The organism is Streptomyces sp. S3(2020), from assembly GCF_013044505.1.
GTDB lineage: Bacteria > Actinomycetota > Actinomycetes > Streptomycetales > Streptomycetaceae > Streptomyces.
Genome location: NZ_JABERD010000023.1, coordinates 1 through 14,506, shown reverse-complemented (window position 1 = coordinate 14,506; position 14,506 = coordinate 1). Strand labels below are relative to the sequence as shown.

General features: G+C 71.6%; 12 protein-coding genes. 5 read left to right on the top strand and 7 right to left on the bottom strand.

The features are described from left to right. Positions 1-59: 59 nt before the first annotated feature. Positions 60-653 (bottom strand): TetR family transcriptional regulator, encoded by a 594-nt coding sequence (locus HLK59_RS10555; RefSeq protein WP_346779695.1) that lies wholly within the window; start codon positions 651-653, stop codon positions 60-62. A gap of 108 nt (positions 654-761) precedes the next feature. Here HLK59_RS10555 and HLK59_RS10550 point away from each other — a divergent pair, with 108 nt between their 5' ends. Further along, a complete protein-coding gene (locus tag HLK59_RS10550; RefSeq protein WP_171141072.1) occupies positions 762-1,478 on the top strand; it encodes an NAD(P)-binding domain-containing protein in 717 nt (238 codons plus the stop codon). After that, on the top strand, positions 1,475-2,218 hold the full coding sequence (locus HLK59_RS10545; RefSeq protein WP_171141071.1) for a dienelactone hydrolase family protein: 744 nt from the start codon (positions 1,475-1,477) through the stop codon (positions 2,216-2,218). Before HLK59_RS10550 ends, HLK59_RS10545 begins: the two co-directional genes overlap by 4 nt. Positions 2,219-2,220: 2 nt before the next feature. Here the strand turns inward: HLK59_RS10545 and HLK59_RS10540 are convergent, their stop codons facing one another. Next, a complete protein-coding gene (locus tag HLK59_RS10540) occupies positions 2,221-2,715 on the bottom strand; it encodes a lamin tail domain-containing protein (protein ID WP_171141070.1) in 495 nt (164 codons plus the stop codon). 94 nt (positions 2,716-2,809) lie between these two features. Continuing rightward, positions 2,810-3,775: a DUF1152 domain-containing protein gene (locus HLK59_RS10535; protein ID WP_171141069.1), complete on the bottom strand. Its 966-nt coding sequence runs from the start codon at positions 3,773-3,775 to the stop codon at positions 2,810-2,812. Between the two features lie 71 nt (positions 3,776-3,846). On the opposite strand from HLK59_RS10535, the gene HLK59_RS10530 reads away from it, so the two are divergent. Next, complete coding sequence (locus HLK59_RS10530; protein ID WP_171141068.1) at positions 3,847-4,482, top strand: GNAT family N-acetyltransferase; 636 nt, start codon at positions 3,847-3,849, stop codon at positions 4,480-4,482. A gap of 213 nt (positions 4,483-4,695) precedes the next feature. Here HLK59_RS10530 and HLK59_RS10525 read toward each other — a convergent pair whose 3' ends face one another. After that, on the bottom strand, positions 4,696-6,060 hold the full coding sequence (locus HLK59_RS10525) for an FAD-dependent oxidoreductase (protein WP_171141067.1): 1,365 nt from the start codon (positions 6,058-6,060) through the stop codon (positions 4,696-4,698). Between the two features lie 213 nt (positions 6,061-6,273). Between HLK59_RS10525 and HLK59_RS10520 the strand changes: the two genes are divergently transcribed. Further along, complete coding sequence (locus tag HLK59_RS10520) at positions 6,274-6,927, top strand: sigma-70 family RNA polymerase sigma factor (protein ID WP_171141066.1); 654 nt, start codon at positions 6,274-6,276, stop codon at positions 6,925-6,927. Next, a complete protein-coding gene (locus tag HLK59_RS10515) occupies positions 6,920-7,918 on the top strand; it encodes a CU044_5270 family protein (RefSeq protein ID WP_171141065.1) in 999 nt (332 codons plus the stop codon). The genes HLK59_RS10520 and HLK59_RS10515 overlap by 8 nt, the downstream gene beginning before the upstream one ends. Before the next feature lie 25 nt (positions 7,919-7,943). On the opposite strand, the gene HLK59_RS10510 is transcribed toward HLK59_RS10515, so the two are convergent. From HLK59_RS10510 to HLK59_RS10500, 3 genes are all read right to left on the bottom strand, one after another. After that, positions 7,944-8,744, bottom strand: coding sequence for a chitosanase (locus tag HLK59_RS10510; protein ID WP_171141126.1), 801 nt, complete (start codon positions 8,742-8,744; stop codon positions 7,944-7,946). Positions 8,745-8,883: 139 nt separating this feature from the next. Continuing rightward, positions 8,884-11,562, bottom strand: a complete 2,679-nt coding sequence (locus HLK59_RS10505) for a SpoIIE family protein phosphatase/ATP-binding protein (RefSeq protein ID WP_171141064.1) — start codon at positions 11,560-11,562, stop codon at positions 8,884-8,886. 72 nt (positions 11,563-11,634) lie between these two features. After that, entirely contained in the window at positions 11,635-14,085 is a 2,451-nt protein-coding gene (locus HLK59_RS10500; protein ID WP_171141063.1) for a SpoIIE family protein phosphatase, read from the bottom strand. Positions 14,086-14,506: the final 421 nt, after the last annotated feature.

Below are 14,506 nucleotides of genomic sequence, written 5' to 3'. Positions count from 1 at the left end.
CGGCAGCGGCTGTTCGGCGGTTCCCCGCGCTTCCGGGTGGGTGCGACCGTGACCGTCGTTCAGCGTGGTGCGAGCGCGGCGAAGGCCTCGTCGAGGAGGGTGACGAGGTCGAGCCGGCCGTCGGAGGCCGTCCAGTGGTCGAGGGCGACCTGGAGGCAGTCGATCGCCGCGGCCGCCCGCACCGTCTGACCCAGTGCCGGGTGCCCCTCGCTGCCGGACCGCTCGGCCAGCGCCTCGACCAGCGCGGGCCGCCAGCTGTGCTGCTTCTCCAGATGCCGGGCGCACAGGGCCGGGGTCTCCCGGACCAGCCGGGTCGTGGCCAGCGAGCCCTCCGGGTCCTCGTGGTACCGCTCGATGACGGTGTCCATCGCACCCCGTAGCGCCGACCACTCGTCCTCGTCCGCGGGCCGGGCCCGCAGCGCGTCGGCGACCCGGCGGTCGTGGCCCTCGAAGGCGCCCAGGACGGCGTCCTCCTTGGTGCCGAAGTAGCGCAGGAAGGTGCTGCGCGACACCCCGGCGGCCGTCGCCAGATCGTCGAGGGTGACCTTGTCGAACCCCTCGCGACGGAACAACTCGAAGGCCACCTGGGCCAGTTCGGCCCGTACGGCGGCCCGGGCGATGTCTCTGGTGTTCGTACGCGCTGCTCCGGTCACCCCGTGATCGTACCGCCAACCCGACTCTCACTTGCAAGAGTGAAACTCGATGGCTAGCGTGACACTCAGTTCCACATTGGACATCAAGAACCGTGGAGGCGTGACCCCGTGCCCCAGACCCTCGGACTCATAGGCAGCGGAATGATCGGCGGCGCCATCGCCCGGATCGCCGTGGCCGCCGGACTGGACGTCGTCCTGAGCAACTCCCGCGGCCCCGGGACCCTCGCCGACCTCGTCGCCGAACTCGGTCCGCACGCCCGCGCGGCGACGCCCGCGGAGGCCGCCCGGGCCGACCTGGTGGTGGCCGCCGTACCGCTGAAGGCCTACGAAACGCTCTCCACCGCCGAGCTCGCCGGCCGGACCGTGATCGACGCGATGGTCCATCACCCGCAGCGCGACGGAGACATCGCCGCGATCGACTCGGGCGAACTGACCTCCAGCTCGCTGGTGCAGCGGCACCTGGCCGGCTCCCGGGTGGTGAAGACCTTCGCCACCATCGACTTCCACCACCTGGTCACCCTCGCCCGTCCCGCCGGCGCCGCCGACCGCAGCGCCCTGCCGGTCGCCGGTGACCACGCCGGGGCCAAGGCCGACGTGGTCGCCCTCCTCGACGTGCTCGGCTACGACGCGGTGGACATCGGCGGCCTCGCCGACAGCGGACGCCTCAGGCCCGGCAGCCCCGCCTACGTCCAGCCGTACATGGGGGAGCGGCCCGAGGGGCTGAGCCCGGAGGAGGCGCAGCGGTGGTTCTTCGCGAGCCCCGGGGTGCCGGTCCCGGCCGCCCGGGTCAAGGAACTCGTCGAGTCGGGGAGCGCCGCCGTATGAGCACGATGATCGACATCCCCACGCAGGACGGCACCGCCGACGCCTATCTCGCCCACCCGGACGACGGCGTCCCGCACCCCGCGGTCCTGCTCTACATGGACGCCTTCGGGCTGCGCCCGCACCTGAAGGGCATGGCGGACCGCCTCGCCTCGGCGGGCTACACCGTCCTCGTCCCCAACGTCTTCTACCGTTCCGGCCGGGCGCCCCTGGTGGAGCTGCCCGACTTCATCAACCCGGCGGAACGCCCGGAGATCATCGCGAGCCTGCGCCCGGCCGCCCTCAGTCTCACCCCCGAGGGGGCCATGCGGGACGCGGCCGTCTATCTGGACTGGCTCGCCGCCTCCCCGCTGACCACCGACGGCAAGGCGGGAGTGACCGGCTACTGCATGGGCGCGGGGCTTGCCCTGCGCACCGCGGGCACCCACCCCGACCGCGTCGCCGCGGCGGCCGGCTTCCACGGCGCCTTCCTGGCCACCGACGCCCCCGACAGCCCCCACCTCCTCGCCGACCGCATCACCGCCGAGCTCTACTTCGGCCACGCGGACCAGGACTCCACCAACCCCGCCGACCAGACAGCCCGCCTCGACAAGACCCTCACCACAGCCGGCGTCCGCCACCGCGCCGAGGTCTACCCCGGCGCCCACCACGGCTTCACCCAGGCCGACACGGCGATGTACAGCGCCGAGGCGACGGACCGCCACTGGACGGCACTGCTGGATCTCCTGGGGCGCGCTCTCTGAGCTCAGCTGTGGAACTTGATGTAACCGTTCCGGTCCGGGTCGGAGCCGCTCTTGGTGTAGGAGTGGACGTCGGCCCGGCTGCCGGACGGCTTGTAGAGGTAGATCGTGTCCTTGTCGTTGTTCCAGATGAAGTTGCAGTTGTCGCGGTAGACGACGTTCTTGGCGTCGGAGTCGCTGCCGTTGCCGCCGCGGAGCTTCACGTAGTCACCGGGCTGGAGGTAGTGGTTCGCGGTGAACTCGAAGAAGTTGCCGACCGCGTCCTCGACGACGTAACCCTTCAGGTTCACGGTCTTGGTCGAGGAGTAGTTCTTGACGGTCACATACTCCTCGCGGGTGTTCCCGGTGGCGCAGTTGTTGGAGTCGCTGCCGGGCGCGTCGTACTGGACCCCGCGGATCTTCAGCGCGGACGTGTACTCGGCGGCCTGGGCCGGTACGGCCGTGAGCGCGATCAGTGTGCCCGCGGCGGCTGCGGTCGTGGCAGCAAGGCGTATACCCATGACAAGGCCCCCCTTGTGAAGGTTCGGTGAAGAAGAACCTGGAGCGTATACAGCCTTGCTGTGCGATCACGGCTGATTCCCCGAAACGTGACCTTCAGTGCGGATACGCGCGTGGCGGCCGCTGTCGTGGCAGTTCGTCACGGAACTCCGCGATGACGGAACTGATCTGGCGCATCAGCGCGGTGTCCTCCAGCCGGTCCAGGTAGAGGTTGCGGCGGGCGAGGGTCGGGGCGTCCACGCAGAAGTACAGGGCCATGAGCGGATTGATGAACAGCTCGCTGTTCCGGGTCCGTGCGGTGAAGCGGACGTCTCCGAAATCGCCGCGCACGGCCGCCGCGACGGAGCCGTTGACGATGCTCGGATACTCCGGGGTGCACTCCTGGGCGTGGGCCACCGCGTCGAGATAGAGGGCGCCTTCGCGGCTCGCGTGCGGCAGCGAGAACGCGCCCAGGTAGCCGCCCTCGCGGTCCAGCGCGGCCAGGTTCTCCAGGACCAGGGAGTGGTTGACCCCGTGGTAGGCGTCCACCCCGAACCCGAGGCAGGCCACCAGTCGTTCGGGTATCTCCGCCAGCCCCGCCACCGCGGCCAGGCTCGCCATGTCCTCCTCCGGGGTGCCGAGCCCGTGCTCGTCGCCGCGCAGGAGGATGTCGGTCCCGCCGTCCACCAGCACGATCGCGTCCACCGGGCCCAGATGGTCGAGGAGTGTGCGGTACGCGGCCCGCAACGGCTGTACGCCGGAGCGCGGGAAGGCGTACACCGTCGCGGGCAGGCCCTGGAGATCCAGCCACCGGGCGAGGGCGCGCTCGGGGAAGTAGTCGCCGCGGGCGGCGGTGTCGGGGCGCACGGCCGCGACGTCCTCGCCCAGCCACACGTCCAGGTCGAGGCCGTACAGATCCGCGAACGACAGGTTGGCCAGGTGCACTTCCTTTCCGGCCGACCTCAGCGCGAGGGCCAGCGGAAGACCCGCGTAGATGTCGAAACCGCCGCCCGCACCGGCGACGAGCACCCGTCGCGCGGCACGCAGACGGGTGAAGAGGGCAGGCTCATGGAGGGAGAACACCGCAGGACGCTAACAGGTGATCTTCTGTCCACGGGGTTGTGGGAGCGCTCCCAACTCTGCAGGATGCTGCGATGACTTCGTCAGCCGTGATTCGCCCGTACCGTCCCGAGGACCGGGCCGCCCTCGAGGACATCTGCATCCGCACCGCGCACAACGGCCTCGACAGCCGTCCCGTGTATGCGGACCCCGGAATCCTCCCGGTGATCTTCGCGACCCCCTACGCGGAACTGGAGCCGGACCTCACGTTCGTGCTGGACGACGGGCGGGGGCAGGCGGTCGGTTACATCCTCGGCACCGCCGACACCGTCCGCTTCGCCGACGACTTCCGCGCGAAGTGGCTCCCGCTGGTCGCCGACCGCTATCCGGAAACCAGCGGCCCGCCCACCACCCCGGACGAGGTGATGATCCCGTTGCTGCACCACCCCGAGCGCATGGTCGTCCCCGAACTCGCCGGCCATCCCGCCCACTTGCACATCGACCTGCTCCCCGATCACCAAGGCCGCGGTCACGGCCGCGAGTTGATGCGGACCTTCCTGCGGGCGCTGCGGGACCGCGGGGTGCCGGCCGTGCATCTGGTGATGGCGACGGCCAACGTCCCGGCCCGCGCCTTCTACGACCGCCTCGGCTTCCAGGAGATCGACGTTCCGGACTTCGGGGGGCACGTGGCCTGCCTCGGACGTACGACGGGAGAACTCGACCGTCTCTGACGGGCGCTGAAGTACCGACCGGCATCGTGCGGTGCCATGAGAACCCGGCGGTCGGCAGGAACGACTTCGGGGTCCGCGCCGCCGCATGGAGGCGGGCTCGCAGGTCGGGAAGATCGTCGTCACCGTCGTCGCCGTCGAGCACGGAAACGCGTGGCGGGCGGGGCCAGGGGTGCACCCCCGGTCCCGCCCGCCACGTCGTACGGCCGAACTCGCTTACGCGCCGCTTGCCTTGAGCATGTCCTCGCGCTCGACGAGCTTCACGCGCTCGCGGCCCTGCGGCTCGCCCAGTGCCTTCTCGGCGGCGTCCAGCTTGTACCAGCCCTCCCAGGTGGTGACCCGGAGCTCGCGCTCGGCGAGGAACGCCTCCACGGCCTCCGGCTCGGGGGAGGCCGGCGTCTGAAGTCGGCTGTTCGCGAAGTCGTCCAGCAGGTTCGCCACGGTCTCGTTGGCGTCGCCCTTGGTGTGGCCGATGAGGCCCACCGGACCGCGCCGGATCCAGCCGGTGACGTACACGGACTGAAGGTGCGCGCCGCTCTCCTGGATCACGCGGCCGCCCTCGTCCGGGACGGTGCCCGAGCCGATGTCCCAGGGCAGCTTGGGGAGCTTGTCGGAGAGGTAACCGACCGCGCGGTAGACCGCGTTCACGTCCCAGTCGGTGAACTGGCCGGTGCCCTTGACGTTGCCGGTGCCGTCCAGCTCGGTGCGCTCGGTGCGCAGACCGACGACCTGGCCGTCCTCGCCGAGTATCTCCGTCGGGGACTCGAAGAAGTGCAGGAAGAGCTTGTGCGGACGGTCGCCGATGTCGCGGATGGCCCAGTTCTCCAGGGTCTTGGCGACCATGTCGACCTGCTTGTTGCCCCGCCGCTCGGCGATCGAGCCGTCGTCGTAGTCGATGTCCTCGGGGTTGACGATGACCTCGATGTTGGGGGAGTGGTCCAGCTCGCGCAGCTCCATCGGGCTGAACTTCGCCTGCGCCGGGCCACGGCGGCCGAAGACGTGGATCTCGACGGCCTTGTTCGCCTTGAGGCCCTCGTAGACGTTCGGCGGGATCTCCGTCGGCAGCAGCTCGTCCGCCGTCTTCGCGAGGATGCGGGAGATGTCGAGCGCCACATTGCCCACGCCCAGGACCGCGACCTTCTCGGCCTTGAGCGGCCAGGTACGCGGGACGTCCGGGTGGCCGTCGTACCAGGAGGCGAAGTCGGCGGCGCCGTAGGAGCCGTCGAGCTCGACACCGGGGATCTTCATCTCGCGGTCCGCCATGGCGCCGGTCGAGAAGATCACACCGTCGTAGAACGCGCGCAGGTCGTCGAGGTGGATGTCGGTGCCGTAGTCCACGTTGCCGAAGAGACGGACCTGCGGCTTGTCGAGGACCTGGTGGAGGGCCTTGATGATGCCCTTGATGCGGGGGTGGTCGGGAGCGACGCCGTACCGGATCAGCCCGAACGGGGCGGGCATCCGCTCGAAGATGTCGATGGACACACCGGGCTCGGTGGCCACGTCGGACTTGAGCAGAGCGTCGGCGGCGTAGATGCCGGCCGGGCCGGCGCCGACGATGGCTACCCGCAGGGGGCGGGGCATGATCAGGTTCCCTTCGAGTGGCGACAAAGCGATCTCGTCGGGAAGCCTAAACTAAGGCAAGCCTAAGCTGGTACGCGGGTCCGATCTATGAGCTCATAAGGCTACTTTATGACCTCGGCGGGCTGTGCGAGCACTCTCTCATGCCGGACGGGAACCCGATCGCGGCCATCGGCCAACAGCAGTCGACCATGCCCATGACTTCGAGGGAACCGCATGCAATCGACAAGCGATCCGCGCGTCCGGGACCGCCCGGAGGCCGCCTCCCAGGAGGACGCCCTCTGCGACGCCTCGGTCGTCGAGCGGTCCTGGGAGGAGCCCGATGCCTTCGAGATCCTCTTCCACCGCTACGCCGACGACATCCACCGCTACGTGGCACGACGGCTCGGTGTCGAGGCCGCCGACGACCTGATGGCCGAGACCTTCGTCGTCGCCTTCCAGCAGCGCCGCCGCTACGACCTGTCGCGGCCGCAGGCCCGTCCGTGGCTGTACGGGATCGTCACCAATCTCGTCGGCCAGCACCGACGTGCCGAGGCGCGGCGGCTGAGGGCCTTCTCGCGTGTCGCCTCGACGGGGACCGGCGACGGCGGCGAGGCGCTGGCCGACCGGGTCGTGGCGAGGGTCGGTGCCGAGCACTCCCGCGCCCAACTGGCAGGCGCGCTGGCGAAGTTGCCCGCGCGCTACCGGGACGTGCTGCTGGTGATCGCCTGGGGCGATCTGGACTACGCCGAGGCCGCGGAGGCCCTCGGTATCCCCGTGGGCACGGTGCGCTCACGGCTCAACAGGGCGCGGACCAGGCTGCGCGACGCACTGGGCGGGGTCGACCCCACAGCCCTTCACGAGCAGAACGAGGAGACCGATCGTGGATGACCTCACCGTGGTACGCGAGTTCGAGGCCGACGTGGCCCCGCTCACCGACGACGCCCGGGGCGCCGCCCGGGTCCGACTGCGGCGCGCCATCATCCAGGAGGGACGTCCGGGCGCGCTGTCACGGCGGCTGATGCTCAGGGTCGCGGTGGTCGGGACCGCCACGGCGGCGGTCGCGGGCGGCGTGGTCGTCGCGGCCCGGCACGACGACGGCGGGGGCACGGACGCCCCGCGGATGGCGACGCTGAGCGCGGCCGAGCTGCTGCACAAGGCCGCGGCGCGATCGCGTGCCGACAGTGCCGGGACGCCGGTTCCGCGCGACGACCAGTACGTGTACACCAAGATGTTCATCACCCGGACCTATGTGAAGGGCGGGAAGCGCAGGACCTGGACGGACGAGAGCTGGACGTCCGTGGACGGCTCCAAGCCCTCCAGGCGACAGGAGTACGGCAAGATCCACAACGATCCGCCGCTGGGCAAGCACCAGGTGATGTGGCCGCCGACCGAGTACGCCGAGCTGGCGAAGTGGCCGACAGACCCGGACAAGCTCCTGGACAGGCTGCGGATGGGGTTGAGCACCGACGACAAGTTGGCGAATGCGACGGTGGGATCGGACGAGGTCCACGAGGTGCCGATGAGGCAGGAGGACATCGACCGTGTGGCGTTCGGCGGCGCCGTCCAGTTCTTCGCGGTCCCTCGGATCATGCCGCCCGGACTGGAGGCGGCCACGTTCGAGGCGATCGCGCGGATCCACCGCATCCGGATCGACCGGGAGGCGGTGGACGGCCTCGGCCGCAAAGGAGTGGCCGTCTCCTACCCGGGCCTCGACTTCGCGTTCATCTTCGACGTGACCGACTACACGTACCTGGGGCTGCGTCTGAAGGGGAGCACCGCGGACGTGGTCGACGGGAAGTTCAAGCATCGCGACTGGTACCACGAGCTGCGCGCCCGGCAGGAACTGGGCGTCGTGGACCGCATCGGTCAGCGTCCGTGACCAGGTCCGCGGTGCCCGGGGACGGTCAGCCGATGTGGTAGCTGTCCCCGTACACCTTCCAGTCCAGAGGCGGGTTCAGGTCGAGGTTGCCCGCGCGCAGGAAGACCCGCTGGGCGGTGTCGACGCGGCTGGTGTCGCTGTGGGCCTCCTCCTGCTTCATGGCCCACACCCGCGCGTCGAGGAAGGCGTTCAGGTAGGTCACCTCGTTGCCGCCCTGGGCCGGGGGACGGGCCCGGTTCAGGGCACGCCCCCGGATGTTGCGGAAGCTGGTCGGGTCGGTGCCGTCGCCGTGCATGACGATGGCGTCGTAGTAGGCGAACTGGCCCAGCACGCGCAGCCCGTCGGCCTTGCCCTGGCGCACGGCGGGGTCGAAGTACACGCGGTCGCGCTCGTCGTTCTGCGCCTGCCGGAACGCCTGGTCCTGGGCGGCCCGGCGCCAGTCCCGGGGGAAGTTCGGGTCGAGTCCGGCGTGCGAGTCCGTGCCGTCGACCCGGCGCAGCGCCGGCAGGTAGGGGGCGAGGACGTTGCCGGGGCGGCGGTCGGCGTAGAGCTCGACGAGGTCGAGCATGTCGCCGGTGCCGGAGCAGAAGCCGATGATGCCGGCGGTGTAGCCGCGGCCGTCGCCGATGTCCTCGATGTACTGGTACTGGGCCTTCCAGTCGAGCGAGGAGTTCTCCGCGCTCGACACCAGCTGCATGGCGATCTCCTTCTTCGCCGGGTCGTCGAGTCCGGTCGCGGCGGCGCAGACCGCGGTGGCCTCGGAGGTGAGCAGGGGGACGGTGACGGCGGACGCGCCGATCAGGGTGAGCAGGGCGCGGCGGGACATGTGTTTCACGGCGGCTCCAAAAGGAGGTGGGGGGTGGGGAGTTGGCCGTACGTGAACTGATAGGAAGGTTTACTATCAGAGGCGCGTCACAATGAACACCCGTCGCGTCAAAGGTTCGTACCTATGAACAAGTCGCCGCCTACGGCAGCGGCTGCTCCGCCCAGATGACCTTGCCCTCGGGCGTGTACCGCGTGCCCCAGCGCTCGGCGAGCTGCGCGACGAGGAACAGACCGCGGCCGCCCTCGTCCGTCATCGCCGCGTAGCGCAGATGCGGCGAGGTGCTGCTGCTGTCGAAGACCTCGCAGATCAGGCTGCGGTCGCGCAGCACCCGGACGCGGATGGGCTCACCGCCGTACCGGATCGCGTTGGTCACCAGCTCGCTCAGGATCAGCTCGGTGGCGAACTCCAGCTCCTGAAGCCCCCATCGGGACAGCTGCCGGGTCACATCGGCACGCACCCGTGCGACGGCCGCCGGATCGGACGGCACGTCCCACTCGGCGACCCGGTCCGCGCCGAGCGCCCGGGTGCGCGCCACGATCAGGGCGATGTCGTCGCCCGCCCGGGAGGTGAGCCGGGAGTCGAGCACCGTACGGCAGGTGTCCTCGGGCGAGTCACCGGCCCTCTCCAGCGCGGCCCGCAGGAGTTCGAGGCCCACGTCGATGTCCCGCTCCCGGTCCTCGACCAGCCCGTCCGTGTAGAGCACCAGGCGGCTGCCCTCGGCCAGTTCGAGGTCGGCCGTCTCGAACGGCAGGCCGCCAAGACCGAGCGGGGGACCGGCGGGCACGTCCGGGAACTCCACGCTGCCGTCGGGGTGGATCAGCGCGGGCGGCGGATGGCCGGCGCGGGCGACGGTACAGCGCCGGGAGACCGGGTCGTAGACGGCGTACAGACAGGTCGCCCCGGTGACCGGGGCGCTCTCGCCGTCCTGGGTCTCGTCCTGGTCGATGCGGCCGACGAGTTCGTCCAGCAGGACCAGCAGTTCGTCCGGCGGGAGGTCGAGGGCGGAGAAGTTGTGGACCGCGGTGCGCAGCCGGCCCATCGTCGCCGCCGCGTGCAGTCCGTGGCCGACGACGTCTCCGACGATGAGCGCGACCCGGGCACCGGACAGCGGCAGGACGTCGAACCAGTCGCCGCCCACACCCGCCTGCGCGGGAAGGTAGCGGTAGGCGATGTCGAGGGCGTTCTGCTCGGGCAGGTTGCGCGGCAGCAGGCTGCGTTGCAGCGTCACCGCCATGGTGTGCTCGCGGGTGTAGCGCCGGGCGTTGTCGATGGAGACCGCGGCCCGGGCCACCAGCTCCTCCGCCAGGGCGAGTTCGTCGGTGTCGAAGGGCGCGGGCTTCTCCGAGCGCCAGAAGTTGACCACACCCAGGACCAGGGCGCCTGCGCGCAACGGCACCGTGATCAGCGAGTGGATGCCGAACTCGAGGACCTGCGCGGTGCGTTCGAGATCCTGGGCCCGCCAGCCCGGGGACTCGGCCAGGCGCGTTTCGAGGACCGCCTGCCCGGAGTGCAGCGCGCGGATCTGCGGGGAGGACGGAACCAGCCGCATCCGGTCGCCCACCGAGTGGAGCGGCGCGTCCTTGCGGATCCCGCTGAACGCCGTGCGGCGCAGATCGGTGCCCGAATCGGGCTGCCCGCCGCTCAGTACGGCGTCGAAGAGGTCCACGGTGACGAAGTCCGCGAACCGGGGCACGGCCAGCTCGGCCAGTTCCTCGGCGGTCCGGGTCACGTCTAGGCTGGTGCCGATGCCCACCCCGGCGTCGTACAGCATGTTCAGGCGCTCCCGTGCCGTCTCGGCCCGGCCGGACAGGGCCCGCAGCTCCGTCGAGTCGCGCAGGGTCGCCACACTGCCGGCCGGGCCGCCCTCCAGGTCCGTGAGCCGCTGGTTGACGGCCAGCAGCCGGTCGCCGACCAGGTGCACCTCGTCCGTGGCGACCCGCCCGGACGACAGCAGGTCGGCGGTGTCCGCCGGAAGGCCGAGTTCGCGGACGTGCCGGCCCTCGGCGTCGGCGGGCAGATGGAGCAGCCGCTCGGCCTCGTCGTTGGCGAGCAGCAGTACACCCTCGCCGCTCACGATGAGCACGCCCTCGCGCACGGCGTGCAGCACGGCGTCGTGATGCTCGTACATCTTGGTCATCTCGTGCGGCCCCAGACCGTGCGTCTGGCGCCGCAGCCGCCTGCTGACCAGTGCCGTGCCCGCCGTGGCCAGGGCCAGACCGCCCGCCGCGGCGCCCAGCAGGAGCGGCATCTGCTCGTCCGCGGTACCGCCCACGTGCTCCGTGGTGATGCCGGCCGACACCAGGCCCACGACCTTCCCGTCGGGCGCCTTGACGGGGACGACGGCCTGCACCAGCCGGCCGATGGTCCCGTCGATCTCCTCCGTCACGACCTGCCCCGCCAGCGCGGGCGCCAGCGTGCCGACGAACTTCTTCCCGATGCGGTCCGGCTTGGGATGCGTGTAGCGGGTCCCGTCGGTGTCGAGGACCACGATGAAGTCCACGCCGGTCGCCTTGCGCGCCGCCTCGGCCCGCGGCTGGAGGACCGCCGTGGGATCGGGCGAGCCGAGGGCCTCGACGGTGCCCGGCGCGTTGGCGAACGCCTCGGCGACGGCGACCGAACGGTTGCGGGCCTCGGTCGTGCTGTCGTGCCGCACCTGCAGCACCAGCGCCACCACCGCGGCCACGACGAGCAGCAGGACGATCACGACCTGCGATACGAACACCTGTCCGGCGACGCTGCGTCCGCCCAACGCGGACCGGACTTCGGCGACTCGCCCGCGCCGCGACCGGCCGGCGTCACGCTGCGAGAGTCGGGCCATGTGCCATGTCTACACTGCACGGCCCCAGGAGGCGAGGGGCGTCACACACCGTGACAGAACAGGTACGGCGCCTCACCGCTGCCGCCGGCGGGTGGCGAGCAACAGCGCGATGTCGTCGGGCCGGTCGGCGGCGTGCCGGGCCGCCGCGGTGAGCCAGTCGGCCACCCCCGCCAGACGTGCCGTGGGGGCTCCGGCCCGGGCGAGGGCCACGCGCAGCGCGCTGATGCCGTCGTCGATGTCGATGCCCGGCCGCTCGACCAGACCGTCGGTGTAGAGCGCCAGCACGGCACCCGGCTCGATCCGCAACTCCGTGACCGGGTAACGGGCGCCCGGGTCCACACCGAGCACGACGCCGCCGGGCACGTCGAGGACCCGGGTGCTGCCGTCGGGGTTGCGCAGGAGGGGCGGTGGGTGGCCCGCGCGGGCCACCCGGGCCAGCCCGGTGACCGGGTCCAGCCGGATGTAGCAGCAGCTGGCGAACTGGCCGGGGTCGAGGTCGATGAGGAGATGGTTGGTGCCGCTCATCACCTCGTCGGGCGGCCGGTCGCCGAGCGCGAACGCCCGCACCGCGCTGCGGAGTTGACCCATCGTCGCGGCGGCCTGCACCCCGTGTCCCTGGACGTCCCCGATGACCAGGGCCAGACCGTCGCCCGCCTCGACGACGTCGTACCAGTCCCCGCCCACCTCCATGCCCTGGGTGCCGGGCAGATAGCGGCCCGCCGTCTCCACCAGCGGATGCTCCGTCAGCCGACGCGGCAGCAGGGCCTGTTGGAGACCACGGGCGAGCGCCGCCTCGCTCTCGTAGCGCCGTGCCTTGTCCATGGCGTGGGCGATCAGCCCGGCCAGCGCGGTGAGGACCGAGCGCTCCTCGCCGCTGAAGGCGCGGGGGCGGTCGAAACCCAGGATGCAGGAGCCGACCGGGCGCCCGGAGGCGATCAGCGGCAGGAATGCGCGGGCGCCCTCCGTCGCGTCCAGCGCGATGCCCGGGTAGGCGTCGGTGAGTTGCTGCATCGAGTCGAAGAACAGCGGCTTGCCGGTGGTGAGCGTCTCGACGCCGGGCAGATGCGCGTCGAGGCCCACCCCGTCGAACGGGGCGAGGAACCCCGGCGGGAATCCGGACTCCCACGCCAGGTACAGATGCCGGTCCTGGAGCAGGTAGATCGCCAGCCGGCGCCCCCCGAACACGGGCAGCAGCTCCTTCATCACCACGGCCGACACCTGACGGGCGGTGACCGCCTCGGTCAGCGCGATCGCCAGCACGATCGGGCGGTACAGCGGCGCCAGGGACGAGGTACCGGCCTCGGTCACCTCGGCGGAGTCCGGCACCCGGCTCGTCGGCTGAACCGTGCAGGTCAGCACGTCCGGGCCGGGGTAGACCGACAACGCGAGCCAGTCGCCCTCGTAGGCGGCGTCCAGGTCGGGCGGCCGCCGCACATGCAGATGCACCGGCTCGGGGGACAGCAGGGCGCTGCGCAGATGGTCCTCGAAGTCGGGCTGGGCCAGCCAGGGCACGCCGTCCCACAGCGGGCGGCCCAGGAGCACGTCACGCGGCCGGTGCAGCAGCTGGGCGGCACGGGGATTCGCGTAGGCGACCAGCCCCAGCCGGTCCAGGCAGAACACACCCTCCGGCAGCAGATCGGCGGCGGCGTCGGCCGCCGAACCGGGCCCGGGATCGAGGACGAAACCCCGGACGGGCCGTGCGCCGGACGCGCCCTGCGCGGTCTCGGGGGTCCAGAACTCCATGAGCCGCAGCCCGCCGTCCGCGGACCGCACGTACAGCGGCAGCGACGGCGTGCTCGCGGCGGCCTCCCGCAGTGCGGCGAGCACACGCTGGGTGTCGTCGGGGGCCACGGCCCGGGCCAGCGCCTCGACCGTGCCGCCGAACTCCGTGGGCGCCACGCCCAGCAGGGCATGCAGATGCGCGTCCGCGGTCACCACACCGGTCGCCGGATCCCAGGCGAACCGTCCGAGCCGTCCCGCCGACGGATGCGCGGTCGGCGGCCGCACGCACAACGGCTCACCGTCCCAGGCGACCGGGTCGGTGTCCCGCAGCTCCTCCAGACGCCGGGCCAGATCCTCCGCCACCCCCGCCACGCGCTCCCGCTCGGTGAGCACCTCGGTGGCGTCGGCGGCGGAAGGCCGCAGCACGGTGAGCACGCCGAAGGTCGTGGACGGCCCCACGACCGGTACGTACAGCGACCCGAACTGGAACGGCAGACCCGCCGCGAACTGGGGGTAGCGGCGCATGGTCTCCGTGGCGTTCGGCAGCACGACCTGCACCCCGAGCCGGTAGGCGTCGGCGACGGGGAAAGGGCGGTCGGCGTGCAGCCGCCACCACGGCCGGAACAACGGCCCCGGGAGTCCGGCGAGCACGGCGAGGCGCAGCATTCCGGACGTGTTCGAGCGCAGGTAGACGCCGCCGGCGTGACCACCGCCCGCGCCGATCGCCTCCGTCGAGGCGTCGATCAGCAGCGCGGCCAGCCGTCCCGGCGTCCGGTGCGTGTCCTCGCCGCTCCCAGTCATCGGCCTGCCTCGTCCTTGCGCCGCCCCTGGGCGACACAGCAAGAATGCGCCACGAGGGGCCTGCGGCGCATCCGGGTGGGGCAGATGCGGTGGAAGTCGGCCGGTGGGTTCGGCGCCCGCGCGGTCGACCGGTGAGCAGGCCCGGGTCGGGTACCGGCGGAACGGGCGAGCCACGGGTCCTCGGCCGGGGGCGGCCCCACCAGACCACGCTGCCGTGGGCCGCGTCGCGCGCGGCGACCGCGGTCGCGACCCGCTCCCTCCGCCCGGACGCCGACCAGCGCCCCCGGGAGCGGGGGCCCCCGCGGGGCCGCGGTCGCAAGCCCGGCCGCGTGGCGTGGCGGAGGGGGAAGGTGGGGTGGGGGGGGAGGTGCAGGGGCGTGTCGCGGATGAGTGTCTCGCGGCGGATCAGCCGCATCTCGTG